10 protein-coding genes are annotated in these 15,990 nt (G+C 51.1%); 2 read left to right on the plus strand and 8 right to left on the minus strand.

Annotation, left to right across the window (positions count from 1 at the left end):
• Window positions 1–67 precede the first annotated feature (67 nt).
• Together NNX04_RS13565 and NNX04_RS13570 are read right to left on the minus strand one after the other, a co-directional pair.
• Window positions 68–2,485 carry an acyl-CoA dehydrogenase gene (locus NNX04_RS13565; RefSeq protein WP_225318511.1) on the minus strand — a complete coding sequence of 806 codons (2,418 nt, stop codon included), beginning with the start codon at window positions 2,483–2,485 and terminating at the stop codon, window positions 68–70.
• Between the two features lie 167 nt (window positions 2,486–2,652).
• Window positions 2,653–3,660 (minus strand): CobW family GTP-binding protein, encoded by a 1,008-nt coding sequence (locus NNX04_RS13570; protein WP_261946119.1) that lies wholly within the window; start codon window positions 3,658–3,660, stop codon window positions 2,653–2,655.
• Between the two features lie 499 nt (window positions 3,661–4,159).
• On the opposite strand from NNX04_RS13570, the gene NNX04_RS13575 reads away from it, so the two are divergent.
• Window positions 4,160–7,129 (plus strand): TonB-dependent receptor, encoded by a 2,970-nt coding sequence (locus NNX04_RS13575; protein ID WP_261946120.1) that lies wholly within the window; start codon window positions 4,160–4,162, stop codon window positions 7,127–7,129.
• Between the two features lie 106 nt (window positions 7,130–7,235).
• On the opposite strand, the gene NNX04_RS13580 is transcribed toward NNX04_RS13575, so the two are convergent.
• Window positions 7,236–8,741, minus strand: a complete 1,506-nt coding sequence (locus NNX04_RS13580; protein WP_261946121.1) for a tryptophan halogenase family protein — start codon at window positions 8,739–8,741, stop codon at window positions 7,236–7,238.
• Between the two features lie 145 nt (window positions 8,742–8,886).
• Between NNX04_RS13580 and NNX04_RS13585 the strand changes: the two genes are divergently transcribed.
• Window positions 8,887–9,774 carry an amino acid ABC transporter substrate-binding protein gene (locus NNX04_RS13585; RefSeq protein ID WP_151054945.1) on the plus strand — a complete coding sequence of 296 codons (888 nt, stop codon included), beginning with the start codon at window positions 8,887–8,889 and terminating at the stop codon, window positions 9,772–9,774.
• A 3-nt stretch (window positions 9,775–9,777) separates the two neighbouring features.
• On the opposite strand, the gene NNX04_RS13590 is transcribed toward NNX04_RS13585, so the two are convergent.
• The 5 genes from NNX04_RS13590 to NNX04_RS13610 are packed head-to-tail and all read right to left on the minus strand — an operon-like array spanning window position 9,778 to window position 15,840.
• Window positions 9,778–10,203 carry a group I truncated hemoglobin gene (locus tag NNX04_RS13590; protein WP_261946122.1) on the minus strand — a complete coding sequence of 142 codons (426 nt, stop codon included), beginning with the start codon at window positions 10,201–10,203 and terminating at the stop codon, window positions 9,778–9,780.
• Between the two features lie 2 nt (window positions 10,204–10,205).
• Window positions 10,206–11,126 (minus strand): DUF3034 family protein, encoded by a 921-nt coding sequence (locus tag NNX04_RS13595; RefSeq protein ID WP_261946123.1) that lies wholly within the window; start codon window positions 11,124–11,126, stop codon window positions 10,206–10,208.
• Window positions 11,123–13,450 (minus strand): putative bifunctional diguanylate cyclase/phosphodiesterase, encoded by a 2,328-nt coding sequence (locus NNX04_RS13600; RefSeq protein ID WP_151054949.1) that lies wholly within the window; start codon window positions 13,448–13,450, stop codon window positions 11,123–11,125. The genes NNX04_RS13595 and NNX04_RS13600 overlap by 4 nt, the downstream gene beginning before the upstream one ends.
• A gap of 12 nt (window positions 13,451–13,462) precedes the next feature.
• Window positions 13,463–14,110 (minus strand): methylamine utilization protein, encoded by a 648-nt coding sequence (locus tag NNX04_RS13605; protein ID WP_261946124.1) that lies wholly within the window; start codon window positions 14,108–14,110, stop codon window positions 13,463–13,465.
• Complete coding sequence (locus tag NNX04_RS13610) at window positions 14,107–15,840, minus strand: sensor domain-containing diguanylate cyclase (RefSeq protein WP_261946125.1); 1,734 nt, start codon at window positions 15,838–15,840, stop codon at window positions 14,107–14,109. The genes NNX04_RS13605 and NNX04_RS13610 overlap by 4 nt, the downstream gene beginning before the upstream one ends.
• Window positions 15,841–15,990 lie beyond the last annotated feature (150 nt).

Consider the following 15,990-nt stretch of genomic DNA (forward strand, 5'->3'; position numbering starts at 1 on the left):
TTGCAGTACCCGCCCATTAAAAAACCCGCCGTAGCGGGTTTTTTAATGCTTGCCAATACCATTTGCCCTAGAGCTTGTCGAAGGAGTCAGTAATCAGGCAATCGAAACGGCGCGCATCATAATCCACCACTCGCGCCACATCTTGCGGTTGAATGATGTTTTTAGCAGCCGCATCTTTGGCCAGCTCTTCGATAGAAGAGCCACTGATCTTGCCGGTATTTTTCGCCTTGAGGAATGACTGCCACACAGGACCAAGTGACAAAAGCATTTGATAGGTCCCCTCTACGCGACCAAACGCATCCTCCGGGTCGTGGCTGACATAGAGGTACTGGCCGAGCATGGTGCGCACCGGATTCTCCTCCATAATTAAATCTCCCAGTTCGCGAATCAGATGATCATTGGGTTTCTTCACAATACTGCCAAACGGCATAGCGACAAAACTGATCACTTTGGCGAGGAATTTCACCGGGAAATTATCGGCAAAGTCACGCAGCGCCTCCTGTGCAATATAAAGTGCCCGGGTTAAGGCGTACTCTGCGTGCGCATCTTCTGCGCGGGTGCGTGCATGAGCAGAGTGGAATTTCAAAATCGCACAAGCGATAAACAACTGGCTGTGCACATCACCCAAGCGCGCTGACAGCAACTCGCGGCGCTTGAGATTGCCACCCAAAACCCCGAGGGCAATATCCGACATGGACGCTAAGGCCGCACTCAGCAGATTAATGCGCTGATACCAGCGCTTGCTGAAATCATCGGCATTGGCGGGCAGGCTGCTGAACCGGCCGCCCACTATGCCCAGCAATTTGGTGCGTAGCATGTTGTTGGCGATATGGCCAAGGTGCGAAGTAAACAACTTATCGAACTTTTTCAGGCCCTCGCTGCCGTTTTCCAACTGCATGGCCTGCATCTCTTCAAACAAGAAGGGATGGCAGCGCATAGCGCCCTGACCAAAGATCATCAGTGAGCGGGTAAGAATATTGGCACCCTCAACGGTAATCGCCACCGGAACCGAGTGGTAAGAAGCGACTAAAAAGTTACGCGGGCCTTTTTGAATGGCGCGGCCACCCACCACATCCATCGAGTGCTCGACCGATTTACGCATCAGTTCAGTGGCGTGATATTTAGCCATGGCGGTCATTACCGACGGTGCGCCGGTTTCCAAGCCCTTGGTAACGAACTGGCGCATCGCCTCCAGGGTATAACCGGTCGCCGCGATTTCGGCAGTAGCTTCTTGCACCCCTTCAAACTTGCCGACTTCGGTATTGAACTGGCGACGAATACGCGCATAGGCGCCAACCATGCGGTAGTTCATTTCACCGCTGGCGGTAGACAGTGCCGGTAGCGAAACCCCGCGACCTGCACCGAGACATTCAATCAGCATGCGCCAACCCTTACCGGCCATGGCGGCGCCGCCGATGATCCAATCCACGGGGATAAATACATCCGTCCCATAAATAGGGCCATTCATAAAGGGTGAGCCGGGGTTGTGGCGCTTGCCAATCTCTACACCGGGGTGGTTGGCGGGGATCAATGCACAGGTAATACCGTAGTCAGTTTTGCTGGCATCCCCCAACAAACCTTCAGGGTCGTACACTTTAAAGGCCAAACCCACTACCGTTGCCACCGGGGCGAGGGTGATCCAGCGCTTGCTAAAGGTGAGCTTCAGGCCGATGACTTCCTGCCCTTCAAACATACCTTTGCAGACAATACCGGTATCGGGAATTGAGCCCGCATCGGAGCCCGCTTCGGGGCCAGTCAGGCCAAAACAGGGAATCTCGGTACCGTTCGCCAAACCGGGCAACCAGCGCTGGCGCTGCTCTTCGGTGCCGTATTTGACCAGCAGCTCACCTGGGCCGAGGGAGTTGGGAACCATCGCCGTAACCGCCGCCGTGCCGGAACGGCTGGCGATTTTGCTCATAATGCGGCTTTGTGCGTAGGGGCTAAAATCGCGCCCGCCGTACTCTTTGGGGATAATCAACCCAAAGAAATTTTTGTCTTTGAGGAACTGCCATGCCTCTGGCGGCAGGTCTTTAAGGTCATTCTGGATCTTCCATTCGTCCAACAAAGCACAGAGTTCACTGACCTCGTTATCAATAAAGGACTGCTCTTCGGCGGTGAGTTGCGGCAGGCTGATTTCGGCAAACTCATTCCAATCGGGACGGCCGCTAAACAGCTGCTTTTCCCACCAGGTAGTACCCGCTTCCAGAGCATCGCGCTCAGTGGCGCTAATGGGCGGCATGGATTTTTTGAGCATGGCAAACACCGGTTTGGTGAGCAATGCGCGGCGCACGGAACCTACATTGAGCACAACCAGAATCAATGCCAAGGGCACCACTAACCAAGGGGAGAGCATAGCCGGGGTGATAGCACCGAGCACCAGCCAGGCGATAATCACAATCGATGACGCAGCAGCCAAAGCCACCTGACGGTAAGTCAGCACGGCGACCAATATCCATATCGCGAGTAAAGAAAGCAGTAACATCATTTTATTGACCTCTGATCCGTCTATCTGTGTTGGTTTTTATTGCTGATTTATTCTAATCATGGTTTTGCGGCGCAAACCCTACCACTAACCTTAGCCCAATACCGTTAAGTCGGTGATATTTCCATTGCAACACCCAAAACCTTGCCTTGCTTGCGGGCTGGCACAATTTACAACCGGCGTGCACCCAACAGCTGTTGCTCCAACTCATCTACCGCGAGCAATCGATCATCTATTAACTCAATACGACTATCGAGCAGATCCAGCTCAGCGTCCGCGTCCAGTGGTTTCACACTCAGTACACCCTGCTCGGCATTAAACATGTAGACACCCTGATCAGTATTCATCACCGCTTTGGCGCGCACCAGCGCCAACCCGGTCATCCAGCCGAAGAGTTGATTGAAGTCAAACACGATTGCGGGTTGGAACATCCAGCCACAGGAGTAAAACCTCTGCCCGCTATTTTCGCGGCGCAGATACTCCTTACCCTCCGGCAACTTAATTGCCGCATTGTAAAGCTCGCGCTGGGGACTGAGGCGGTTGGGTTTGGCGGCCGCGTGCAGGCCAGGGTGAGCGAGTGTGTGAGCCTGGCGCGGATAATCCAGCCAGGGCAATTGCAAAGCCCCCTGCTCCACCGCAAACGACGCTTGTTTAGGTGGTGTAAAACTGGCGACAAGATCGTCGAAATTGGCGCGATCCAGCGGCGAACACTGGTCGATCTTGTTGGCAACCAGCACATCGGCCACGGCGATTTGATCGTTAAATGTCGCATTGCCGGTATAGCGCTCGTCACTCAACTTGCGCGGATCAACGAGAGTCAGGGTCGCGCGCAAATCCAGCACTGTGTCGTAATATTCGCCGGTCAGGGTATTGATGATTTCTTCCGGGTGACCAAGGCCGGTGGGCTCAATCAAAATGCGGTCGGGTTTGGTGCGGGCGATAAGCATGTTCAGCGCCATTTTCATCGGCAGCCCCGCCACACAGCAAATGCAACCGCCCGGCACCTCACGCACATGGGCGTTACTCTCTTTGAGCAGCGCGCCATCTATACCAATTTCACCAAACTCATTCACCAGCACCGACCAAACCTCGCCCGCCGGTTTAGTCGCAAGCAAGTGTTTAATCGCCGTGGTTTTACCCACCCCTAAAAAGCCGGTGATGATATTGGTTGGAATCATGAAACATCCTTAACACGTTAAATGCCAAACAGGGTTGATGCAGGCAGGCTGCGCGGCCGCCAGTCTAGTGATAATCCCTCCCCACTGAAACAGAGCGCGATAAATACTCCCCCCCAAGACCATGACTATTTTTTATCAATACTGTGTAAAAATGTAACCTAATGTAATCGGTTGCAAATTTTTGTATGGATGACATAGGTCATAGTTTTAACTATTAAGCCCAAAGCCACCCTCAAATAAAACTAACAAGTTGTTATTTTTCATATAGATAAATAAAAAACGTTAGAAGCCAATATTTTTATCTATCAAAACACCCGCTTTTTTATAATTTTTTTTACGCACAAATCATTTGAAAATGTAAACGATTACAAATAGGATTCCGCCTTCTCGAGCATGGGACGGCAATTCATATTCAAGCCTCACCCGACCGAGCGCCTGGTCTTGAGCAACCTCACGGGCAATAGACGACATAACAAATCAAAAACTAGAGGACGTACGCATGAAGAGTTCTGCAAGTTTTAACCGGAAATTACTTTCTACCCTGATCGCCGCCAGTCTTGCCACGGGTGCCTACGCACAAGACCAAGGCTTGGAGGAAGTAGTAGTCACCGGTATTCGCGCGTCACTGACCAACTCTGTCAGTGTTAAACGCAATTCTGCCTCGGTAGTGGACGCCATCAGCGCCGAAGACATTGGCAAGCTGCCGGATACCACCATCGCCGACTCGCTGCAGCGTGTACCCGGCATTCAAATTCGCCGCAACGCCGGTGAAGGTTCAACCGTGAACGTGCGCGGTATGCCGCAGGTGAGCACCCTGTTGAATGGTGAACAATTCCTGAGCGCGGGCTCTATCACCACCGCCCAACCCGAATTTACCGATATTCCCGCCGAACTGCTGTCGCGCGTGGATGTCATTAAATCTGCTCAGGCCTCAACCCTGGCGGCCGGTGTTGCCGGTACTATCGACCTGAAAACCCGTCGCCCCTTTGACCTGGATTCAGGCTGGACTTTTGCGGGTTCTGCCGAAGCCTCACAAGGCCAGTACACCGATGACGATACCGGCCATAAAGTGAATGGTTTTGCAGGCTTTAATAACGGCGACAACTTTGGTGCACTGATTAGTGTGTCCAACTCCGAAGCGACTCTCGCCAACTACCGCTACGGTATGTACAGCGACTGGTGGTTCCGCGGTTACAACGAGTCATCCCAGCCTGTTAGAGGTACAGATCCGCTGTGGCCAGCTTACGGTACTCCTACCGATCTCACTGGCGATGGCGATACCAACGACCAGGTTTTTGGCACCATCGACTACGGCGTCACCAACCGTATGGCGGAGCGCGAGCGCACCGGTGTATCGGCAACGACCCAATTCCAGGTGAATGATCGCGTTGAATTATTGGCCGATGTTTTTTACACCAAGATGGACCAAGGCGATTACGTGAACGGCTTGATCGCCGATAACTCCTGGGCACAGTACGATTGGGTAAGGCCGGACCCGTCCACCCTGATCAATCGCGGCCCAGCTGCGGACGCGAACGGCACCGGTAAAGATTTCTACACCTCATCGATCACCAATCTGGATGCCTTGCGGGTTATCGCCAAAGGTGAAACCCAAATGGATGAGCGCGAATCGCTGAACTTTAACCTGCAGGCCAATGTTGAACTGACCGACAAGCTGAGCGGCTCGGTACGCTATGCTCACGGCAATGCGACTAACGATCACACCGGCAGTTTTGCCGATGCACTGCTGACCAGCGGCATGCAATCCGGTCTGCAAACCAGCTATGGTGGGGTAAAAGCGCCGGTTAACCCGGGTGGTTACGGCCCTAATGGCGAGCGCGTACCGGTAGTAGCCGACTTCTCTGGCAAACACCCCAGCATTCAATACCCCGCCGGTTTTGGTCAGGATATTAATAGCTACGGCTTGGTCTCCTCTTTCGCGCATCAAAACCGCGAAGAAGAATCGACGCTCGACGTGTTCCGCGTTGACGGTACTTACGACTTCCAGGACGGGGTAAAACTGGACTTCGGCTATCGCTTTGCCGACCGCGAAATCGAACGCTACCAATATGACCTGATCGCTCCCTTTACCGTGAAAGATGCCAATGGCGCGGATGTCACTGTCTACTCCAAATGGAAAGACTCAGGTATCGCCGGTGTGAAAGATGGCGACACCATTGCCCGCACCTTCAAGTTCACCGAGCTGCAAGAACTGGGTTACATCCATCAGGTGAGCGATTTTGGCCCGGCTAGCGATGGCAATAGCTACTACTTCATCAACCCCAAAGCGATGAAAAATACGGCGGCGTTCCACGAGGCGCTCTACCCCGGCAACGTGCGACAAAAAGATGGCTCACAAAGTTTTGTGGTGGGCGACCAAACCCAAACCTTCTACATTCAAGGTTCGTTTGAAGGTGAAGCCGGCCTGCCATATCAAGCCAACTTTGGTATGCAGTACGTAGAAACCAGCCTCGACATCACCCAATTTATCCCTTCGGTCGATACGACCAAGGTGACAGTGGATGGCGTGGTGTATCCGGCACTGGATGGTGTTGCACCGACTATCGCCGGTACCGAGGTAGTTGAACGCAAATTTAATGACTTCCTGCCACGTTTCAATATCGCCTTTGATACCAGCGAAGACACCAAGTTGCGCTTGGCCTACTCCAAAACCATGACCCAGTTGGATGCCAACGATCTGGGCCTGGGTCGCACCTATACCACCAATAACAACCCTGAATTGGGTGTGTTCCAGGTGGTTAGCGCGTCGCAAAACGGCAACCCCTACATGGAGCCATGGCGCGCCGATAACCTGGATTTGAGCTACGAGTGGTATTTCACCGAGAGTGGCATCCTGAGCCTGGGCATGTTCCGTGTGGATGTAGAAACCTCTATCGCCACTACCACGGTTCGAATTCCAACTGTCGCCGACTCGGACGGCGTCAACCGCAGACCGGGTGAAACCATGGATCTGACCACCCGTGGCAATACCGACGGCGGCGTGGTGAAGGGAATGGAATTGGGCTATCAGCAAGCGTTTGATTTCTTGCCTGGCGCCTGGGGTGGTTTGGGTGCAACGGTAAACTACACCTTTACTGATGGCACCGGCGGCGAAAAAGACTTCTACGGCGCAACCATGCCGATGGCCGATAACTCGGAAGATCAGGTCAACGCCGTGCTCTGGTACGAATACGACCGGTGGCAAGCGCGTGTTGCCTACAACTACCGCAGCGAGCGTTTTATTGGTCGCGCCTGGAACGACGGCAGCCCGGCCGCCTGGTGGCAAGCGCCGACCTCATACGTGGATGTTTCGGTTAGTTATGACATCAACGACAACCTGACGGTCTATGCGCAAGGCACCAATGTCACCGAAGAGTATGAAGAGACTTACATGCAATGGAGCAACGTAGTCGTTAACCAAAATGTGTATGAAGCTCGTTATACCCTGGGTGTCCGCGCCAAGTTCTAGGTAGAACGGGAGCCAGCCTCCCGTTCAAATAATCCGGAAGCCCATAAAAAAACTCTGCCTGGTGCAGAGTTTTTTTATGGGTATAAGAATCAGGCCGAAAAACACCTCAACCCGATAATTGCCAGCGCATCAACTGCGCGCGATGGTCGTTAAAGTTCAAACTACAGCGACGCAAAAATTCATCGACAGCGGCGATGTCAAAACACGCCTCCTCCGCAGTTGCCCTACGCAGCTGCTCACCTTTGGGTACAATGCCCATGCCGGTAAAAATGCTGTACCAGGAGGGTGCCGGATAATAATGGCCGAGCTGCAATCTATCTATTTCCGCCGCTAAATCCTTACCGGCATACCAGCTGCGATACAACTCCAACATGACTGGCGATACATCCTGCTGATTGGCGGTGTTAGCGCGCCAATAATCAGTGTCGCGCCGCGAACTGGTTTTGTAGTGGGTGACAATATAATCGCGCACGCCGTCAAAATGATTATTAATGCGTTGATTAAATTCAGCCTGTAACTGATTGGTAAATTCCCCTCGCGCAAAATATTCCGCAAAAATCGCGACCGTCTGCTGCACCAAAAATAACGCGGTCGCTTCCAACGGCTCGATAAAACCCTGCGCTAATCCCACCGCCAAACAATTGTGCGCCCAGTGCTGCTCCACCCGCCCAATTTTCATTTTCAAATGACGTACCGGTACGTCAGCATCCAATAACCCCAAGTGCGCACGCAATTCTGTTTCGGCTTGATCTGCCGAGCAAAAATCAGCGCTATACACATAACCATTGCCATAGCGATTGGTGAGTGGAATTTGCCAGGCCCAACCGCACGACATTGCAGTCGCAAGTGTTTGCGATGGAATTTTTTCTCCGATAACCGAAGGCATAGCCACAGCCGCATTGTTCAACAAATTATTGGCGTAACTTATAAAGGGAACCTGCAAGGTTTGTTGCAGCAACAAGCTGGAAAAACCGGTGCAGTCGACAAAAAAATCAGCAGCAATAATGCGCTCGTCCGCCAACTGCACGCTGGCAATATCACCATTTTCCCGTTGCTGTACCGCAACGACATGCGCAGACTCATGAATAACCCCCAGAGCCAGCGCTTTTTTCCGCAAAAATTGCCCGAGCAATGTGGAGTCAAAGTGATAGCCATAATGCACGTCAAACGGAAAATGCTCCGGCGCTACAGGTGCAAGGCATTGTTGTGCCAGACGCGCAGCAATAAAAAAGCGATCGGGTTGAGCGTAAACATCCGCACCACGCAAACGCATTTGCGCGTTGTGCATAAACATCGGCAAGGTCTGGCGATCCAAGGCCGCCGAAAAAGGATGGAAATAGGATTCAAAACCAGCGTGGGTCGACCAGCCATCAAAGCGAATACCGCATTTGTAGGTGGCGTTGCATGCGGGCATCCACTCACTTTCCGCGATATGCAAACGATCAAAAAATAATTTAAGTGCAGGTGTTGAACCTTCACCCACGCCGATAATGCCAATGTCGGGAGATTCAATTACACGAATACTGACGCCCTGCTGAATCCACTCGCGCGCCATAACCAACGCACTCATCCAGCCAGCGGTACCACCACCGACAATCACGATATTTTTCATAATAATTCTTTAGCAAACTTGCGAAGGATTCATCTTAACCTTACCGACGCAAGATGTAACCGTTATCATAAATTTTTGCGCAGGAATTTTTCGTAAAGCGTCGTATAGTTAAGCCATGCTCGTTTAAATTCTGTGGTGCAACACTATGGCTTCTGTTCAAGTACAGGTGACCCGTTTTCTAAGGCTAATGGGCATAGTCGCGCTCTTTTCTGCCGCCTCCGCCACTGGTGATGTATTGCAGGTTAAATACATAGGCAATAACCATCAGGTCAGCGAACAATATTATCTTGCGCTGATTGCCGCTGCGCTTGAAACCACGCGCGCCAGCCATGGCCCTTATCACATCAATTTTTCTGAACAGACACTCACGTCCGAACGCAAACACGAGTTGTTGATTGCGGGCGACGCGTTGAATATTGATCGCCTGGTTGGCTTTCCGGTTGCGCAGGGGCCGCGGTTGAAATTACTGCGCATTGACCAACCTATATTGCAAGGCGCCATGGGCTACCGGGTGCTGTTGATTCACAAGGATAACCAGGCGCTATTTGACAAAATTTATGCACTCAACGAACTGCGCCAATTATCGATGGGTTTTGGACGCGGCTGGGAGGGGCATGTCTACACCCACAATCAATTTGCGGTAACTGAATCGCTGAACATGACCAGCCTGTTAAAAATGTTAGCGGCGCAGCGCTATATGTTTGTACCCTTGAGCATTATTGAAATAGAAGATAATTATCTGCTGGACGGCGAGCGGGCCAAGAATCTGGCCATTGAAAAAAACCTGCTGCTCTATATGCCGCTGCCGGTTTATTTTTATGTGAGCCCCAATGCCCCCGAACTGGCAGAGCGACTGCAAAGTGGGTTACAGACCTTGAGCAAATCGGGTGCAATGGATGATTTATTTCGACAACACTTCGGCAGCCGATTGCAACGGCTCAACCTGTCCAAGCGCCGCTTGATCAAGTTGCAAAACCCCGACCAAAGTAGCGACTACCCCGAACAACATCATCAATGGTTAGGTAATTATTAACCGCTAGTGATAGACAACATCTTTATAAGTCGGCGCCAATTTTGCGAGCAACCGGTTTTGTGTTGCCACCGGCACACCACATTGTTCCATGGCCAAAATCAAATTATCCACAATCGCATTAAATTCGGTGTTGGTGTAGTTATACCCGGCGTGAATGGTTTTCATGGAGTCCCCCTGATATTCGCAAGGGCCTTGCACCAGGGCGCAGACATAATTGGTAAATCCGATTTTAAATTTCTGCATATTCACGCCTTTGAAGCGATGTTTTACCCGCTCGTCTTGTGCGAAATTTAAAATCATCTGATGGGTAATATTGGCAATTCCCTCGCGTTGACCCAGCGCATCGTAAAGCGAGGGCTCTCTGGTTAAACTTGTGCAGGCGGATAGCAACAAAAAAATGCTCATCATTAACATCGGGCGCAGTAACATTATTAAAAACTCCCCTGCAGCGATAAATACCAACCGGTTTGATCTTTAAAGGTGGCCACTTCACCCAAGTCCACATAAGCAGCAACCAGCGCTACGCGTTTATTAGGAAACCAGCCAACAAATACTGTCTGCCAGTCATCCTCTTTAATAAAGGATAAATTGTTGGGCTTTTGGCGATATTCGGTGCCCAGGAGCCAATGGCGATTCACTAAGACACCCGCAGATATTTCCGGTAGCAATTCATAGTCATTATTTTTATCGCCGCCAAAACCCACCAATCCGGTTTGATTGGCCTTGGTATAACGCAAGTTCGCATTGAGTAATAAATTGCGGTGCAACAATCCACCCAAAATTAATTTGGTGGCAGTGAAATTGATATCGGTGCCCGAATCGTCCTTTGCACCAACCGCTGCAGGCACCAAAAAATCCAGATTCTTTTTATGCTGAACACCAATACTCAGCTGTGGTAGCCGTGTGTAAATTAAATCGCCCGCTACACGCACCTTGGCAGAAATAATTCGCTGGCTAATGGAATCGCTCGGCAGGGACAAGGCGGCAGTTAAAGAATCGTGTGTCAGTTTTTGCTGCGCGATGGATAGTTCCACGCGATTGCGCCAACTCCAGCTGCCGCCAATCGCTTCCAATTGATAATCGCCGGTATCCACATAACTTGCAAAGGCGGTAGCGCTCTGCTCTTCCTGCGCGCCGTAACCGGAAATAACCGCCATAGGCACTATGCCACCACCGGCACTGCCTTCAATGGTTGTTGCGCCGCCGGTTGCCAATAAGCGGCTGCGCTTGATGGGTTGGTCGGCCGCCAAATCAGTATCAGTAACCGCGTGCACAAACAATGTTGGCAGCAATAAAACAATACTCAATAACATTTTGGGGACAGTCATTTTTTTGATAGCCATTATTTTCATGCGCGCAACTCCGCCAGATACCGATTCACCCACTGGATAAAATCTTCCGCTGGTAGCGGCTTGCTATACAAGTAGCCTTGAGCGGTATCGCAGCCGTAATCTTTTAATAAGGTTTTAATCGCCTCGGATTCAACACCTTCTGCCGTAATGCTCAAGCCGAGGGTATGCCCTAAATCAATGGTGGAGCGCACAATCAATTGATCATCAGCGCTGGTGTCCAAATTTAAAATAAAGGATTTATCAATTTTTAATTCCGAAACCGGCAATTTTTTTAATTGCGAGAGCGACGAATAACCAGTGCCAAAATCATCAATCGACAAGGTCAAACCCAAGTCGCGCAAACGGCGCAAATTATTCAGGCATTTATCGGCCTCGCGCATGATGGCGCTCTCGGTAATTTCCAATACCAAATGCTCGGCAGGTACACGTTGTGACTGCAACAACTCCGCGACATAGGCCGGCAGGTCATCCACTAGCAAATCAAGCGCCGAGAGGTTCACCGAGCAGGTGATATTAATCTGCAGATCCAACAAACGACGCAAATGGGTTACTGCCGTTTTTAACGCCCAGCGCGTGAGCAAGGTAATTTGCCCGGAACTTTCTATGACACTGATAAATTCATCCGGGCTAACAAAACCCATCTCCGGATGGTGCCAGCGCACCAGCGCTTCCGAACCCAGATTATCGGGCTGATCCAAATTAATTTTCGGCTGGTAATACAAACTGATATGGCCGGCATTTAACGAGGGTTCAAATTCGCGAAACAAATGCAAACGACGCAAATGTTTTTCATCCCAACCCGGTTGATACCAACAGCTGCGCTGTTCGCTCGCGCGCCCCTCATTTAAGGCGAGATTAGCGCGGCGCAACAACGAATCCGCCGAATCGGCATCCGCCGGATAGGTCGCCAAACCGATATTCATTTCCACACTGACTTGAATACCGCTGACCTGTAGCGGCGTTTTAAACCCGGCATGGATCAATTCAACCAGCTCATTCACCGTCTCTTTATCGGGCGCCATTAAAATAGCTAAAAACTCATCGCTACCAAACCGCAATACTTCACCGTGCGTTAACAACCGGTGAATTTTTTGGCCGACTTCGCGCAACACCGCATCGCCAATTTCCTGGCTGAGTTCATCGTTGATCTGGGTAAAATTTTTAATATCTATCACTAACAAAAATACGGCTTGTTTCAGCGGTCGCGAGCGCGAAATCGCCTCTTCCAAACGCGGAAAAATTACCAGCCGATTAGGCAGGCCGGTCAGCGGATCATGCTCTGATTGATACAACACTTGCTGTTCACGCTCACCAATCGCTTTTTGCATGCTGATAAAAGCGCGTGCCAAATCGCCCAACTCATCATTGGATTTCACCGCAATCGGGGTGGAATAAAAACCACCGGCAATGCGCCGCGCAATTGTGGCTAACAAGGTCACCGGGCGCGTGACGCTGCGCGCTAAAAATAATGCCGCTATACCGGCAAGCACAGAAAACACCAACGCCAGCACAAACAACTGCACATTTAAATGCGAAAAGTGCGCGAGGGATTGGCTTAAAGATACCTGTAATACGGCAATCAACTGCTGGTTTTGACGCGCCGCCGGCACCGCCAGGGAAATAAAATCGTCATAGATAAATACATCGCCCAACTTCTCGCGCTGTGTTAATTGGCGAATTAAATTCTGTGGTTGCTCATGGCTAAGCGTGCCGTTGAGATAATGAAAGCCATCGTCTAACTGACTGACAAACGACACTTCCAGACCGGTCAGTTTGCGCAGTTCTGCGCTGAAATCCTGTTTTATTTCAAAACCCATTCCCGCAAGGCCAATTACCACTGGCGCCTTGACCGTAAACATTACAAATTGGTAGGCGCGACCATCCACAAAAATAATGTCATACGCCTGACCGCGACGCTGGGCCTGATCTTGCAAGTTGGCAAATTCATCGCCCACCTGCAATGCAAAACTTTCACTGCTAGCCACTAATTTGCCATCGCGACCAATCATCACACCGATATCCGCTTTCACCCGCGCCGAGTGATTCATTAATGCCGAGGCAATGGTTTTTTCATCGTTAGTGGCTACCGCATCTTTAAAGCCAAAATCTTCCGTGAGCACTTTTACCGAGAGCGCCAACTGTTCAACATTTTTTTGCATGATGCGCGTAAACAACTCGCCACCAGCGAGTAATTCAACACGCGCATTTTGTGTCACCGCTTTATTAATGATGACACGTGTCGCGAGGTAGGAAATCGTTTCCAGCACAATCACTAACCCGATTAAAAAAGTTAGCAATTTGAGCAGATAACTAAACTTTGGCATTCCGGGTTCCGGTTAAAACAAGTTGGAGTAATCGTCTGCTGGCGCAGCGTTATCGGGAGGGTTCAGCTTCTCCAGGCGAATAGTCTGCGCTGCTGCACTCTCATTTAACTGCACCGCACTTGCCGGGTAGTCGCCGGGCAAACGGGGATGATAGACCTGTAATTGATAGCTGCCTGCAGGTGCGCTGATGCTCACCTTGCCGGTGTTATCGGTCACTGCAAAATACTCGCTGTCCACCACATAAATATAGGCCACCATGGAATCGTGAATATTGCAGCCCAGCACTACAGTGCCGGGTTTATCAAACACTACTGGCTCCGCGGTCATACCGTGATAGAGACGCAACTCAAATTTTTTCGCTGGCGAAAAGGAATAGACGTGGTGGCGAACATCGTCGCCATTGGGAAAACGCACCTGGGTATTGGTGCGAATGGCGAGCACCTTGGGCACAAACATATTCTGCCGCTGGTCCATCAGTGCGGTAGGTACATCGGTGTAATTGGGTTGCTGCGCGGGAATCAGGGCGATAACCCCATCTGCCAGCGGTGCACCGTCGGCCTCTACCAAGGTCGCCGTAAATTGCGCCGCAGCGACATTCATGGAAATAAGAAAAAAGCTGCACCACAAGGGGACTTTGCTAACCCAAAAAAAATATTTCATTGTGCAATATCTCTTATTAATTCGCAGCGATTGCGACCATTGGCTTTGGCGCGGTACAGCGCTTTGTCGGCACGTTCAAATGCACTGGCTAAATCATCGCCCGCTTTAAATTCGGTTAATCCAATAGAGATGCTGATGGACATAGGTTGGTTTTTGTAATTAAACGCCGCCTTGGCAATTGCCTCACGCAATTTTTCCAACACCACGAGCGCAGAGTCGGCATCGGTTTCCGGCATAAATGCCACAAACTCTTCGCCGCCATAGCGACAGAAAAAATCCACTTCACGCAGGCGTTTGGCAATCGAGCGCCCAATTACTTTAATCACTCGGTCGCCCGCCTGATGACCAAAGTTATCGTTTATCTTTTTAAAATAATCGATATCAAAAATCGCAATCGTCAATGGCCGTTGGTAGCGCTGCCAGCGCTGCACTTCTGCTACGGCGCGTTCGTTATAGGCCTCGCGGTTAGGCAGCTCAGTGAGCGGGTCATGCAATGCTTTGTGCCGATGTTTTTCCAGACTGGAGCGATTTTGCTCCGCTTCGGTTTCCATCAGTTTTATTTTTTCGCCCAGCGTCGCTAACTGCTGCGCCAATTGATGTTGGTTGATATCGCTGCTCTGGTACTGATCAATTGCCTGGCGAATATTGCCAATCTGGGATTTCACCCGGTCTTTGAGTTGATTGATGTCGGTGGCACTATTGGCACTGGTTTCCAAATCACTCATCTCGCGCATTACGTCGTCTTGCAACTTGCGCGATGCCGCGAGTTCCTGTTGGTTATTTTTAACCGCGCCGCCCAACAACCCATAAATTTCGGCCAATTCCTGATTGACGTTTTTTAAATAATTGGCAAACGCCTGATTCGCCGCGAGGTAGGCCTCCATCACCAGATCGCGCACAGCCTCCAGTGTTGGGATTAGCGCCGTTTGCGCCAACCCATTCGCCACCTGGCGGCGGATAGCGTCAACCTTGTCCTTTATCGCCGCTTCATTTTCAAGGCTGAGTAAAAACTGGTTCAGCACCCGTGCAATTTCCTCAGCATATTCCGGTGCCAGTTCAGGCACCTGACTTTTGGCGCGCGGGGCAATGTTCAGGGAAACGCGCGCCTCCTCGCGATGCTGTTCCAGCGCCGCTTGCGATTCTTCCTGTCCCAATGCATCAGGGTTATCCATATCTGCCAAGAGATCGGCGGCAGTCGTTTTAGGCTCCGCTTTGGCTCCCAGTAAGCGTTCAAAAAATCCGATCTTGGGCTGTTCGATTTCCTCCAGCGCCAACTGTTGGATTTTGGCCAGCTGCTGCAACAGCGCCGGATAGAGGCGCACTTTCTTACTACGCTGGGGCAGCTGGGAAAGATAATCGCCCAGCTCTTTTTTTACACTGCGCGACAATTTGAATTGCTGCAGCGGTTTGGTCACGTCCATCAACGCCTGGCGCACATCCTGCGAGCCCTGTTCGCGCTGCTGCTCAAAGCTCAACGCCGCACGCTCCAATTGTTGAAGAATGTCGGACATATCCACCGTGCTCATATCGCCACGCAGCTTTTCACGCAGGCTGGAGAGAGTCCGATCCAGTACTTCATCCTGTCCATCGGCGGCAATGCTCACGCGCACCAACGCGCTGCGCAAAATGGCCTGCTGCTCGGCAAACTTTTTTTCCAGCTGATCCTGCTCATCAAGCGCATTCAAATACTTTTCGCGCCAGTTATTTTTATCGCTGTTATTTGCTGTCATACAACCTGTGGGGACCTGCTTAATCGGGGCGTTGAAAAGGGAGTCTGTTGAGTATAGCCAGTGCTGCTTAAATCACATTTTTAGCGTCACAGAAAAACAAAACCCGCGCAGCGTAACGCGGCGCGGGTTTCAGGCAAAAGCCTGGAAAAA

Origin of the sequence: Cellvibrio sp. QJXJ (assembly GCF_024452345.1) — a bacterium.
Taxonomy (GTDB): Bacteria; Pseudomonadota; Gammaproteobacteria; order Pseudomonadales; family Cellvibrionaceae; genus Cellvibrio.

Bases quoted from the DNA above. Each gene is read 5' to 3' on its own strand.
- NNX04_RS13580 (WP_261946121.1), bottom strand. From the start codon at position 8,741: ATGAAAAATATCGTGATTGTCGGTGGTGGTACCGCTGGCTGGATGAGT.
- NNX04_RS13610 (WP_261946125.1), bottom strand. From the start codon at position 15,840: ATGACAGCAAATAACAGCGATAAAAATAACTGGCGCGAAAAGTATTTG.
- NNX04_RS13575 (WP_261946120.1), top strand. From the start codon at position 4,160: ATGAAGAGTTCTGCAAGTTTTAACCGGAAATTACTTTCTACCCTGATC.
- NNX04_RS13600 (WP_151054949.1), bottom strand. From the start codon at position 13,450: ATGCCAAAGTTTAGTTATCTGCTCAAATTGCTAACTTTTTTAATCGGG.
- NNX04_RS13585 (WP_151054945.1), top strand. From the start codon at position 8,887: ATGGCTTCTGTTCAAGTACAGGTGACCCGTTTTCTAAGGCTAATGGGC.
- NNX04_RS13590 (WP_261946122.1), bottom strand. From the start codon at position 10,203: ATGTTACTGCGCCCGATGTTAATGATGAGCATTTTTTTGTTGCTATCC.
- NNX04_RS13595 (WP_261946123.1), bottom strand. From the start codon at position 11,126: ATGAAAATAATGGCTATCAAAAAAATGACTGTCCCCAAAATGTTATTG.
- NNX04_RS13565 (WP_225318511.1), bottom strand. From the start codon at position 2,485: ATGATGTTACTGCTTTCTTTACTCGCGATATGGATATTGGTCGCCGTG.
- NNX04_RS13570 (WP_261946119.1), bottom strand. From the start codon at position 3,660: ATGATTCCAACCAATATCATCACCGGCTTTTTAGGGGTGGGTAAAACC.
- NNX04_RS13605 (WP_261946124.1), bottom strand. From the start codon at position 14,110: ATGAAATATTTTTTTTGGGTTAGCAAAGTCCCCTTGTGGTGCAGCTTT.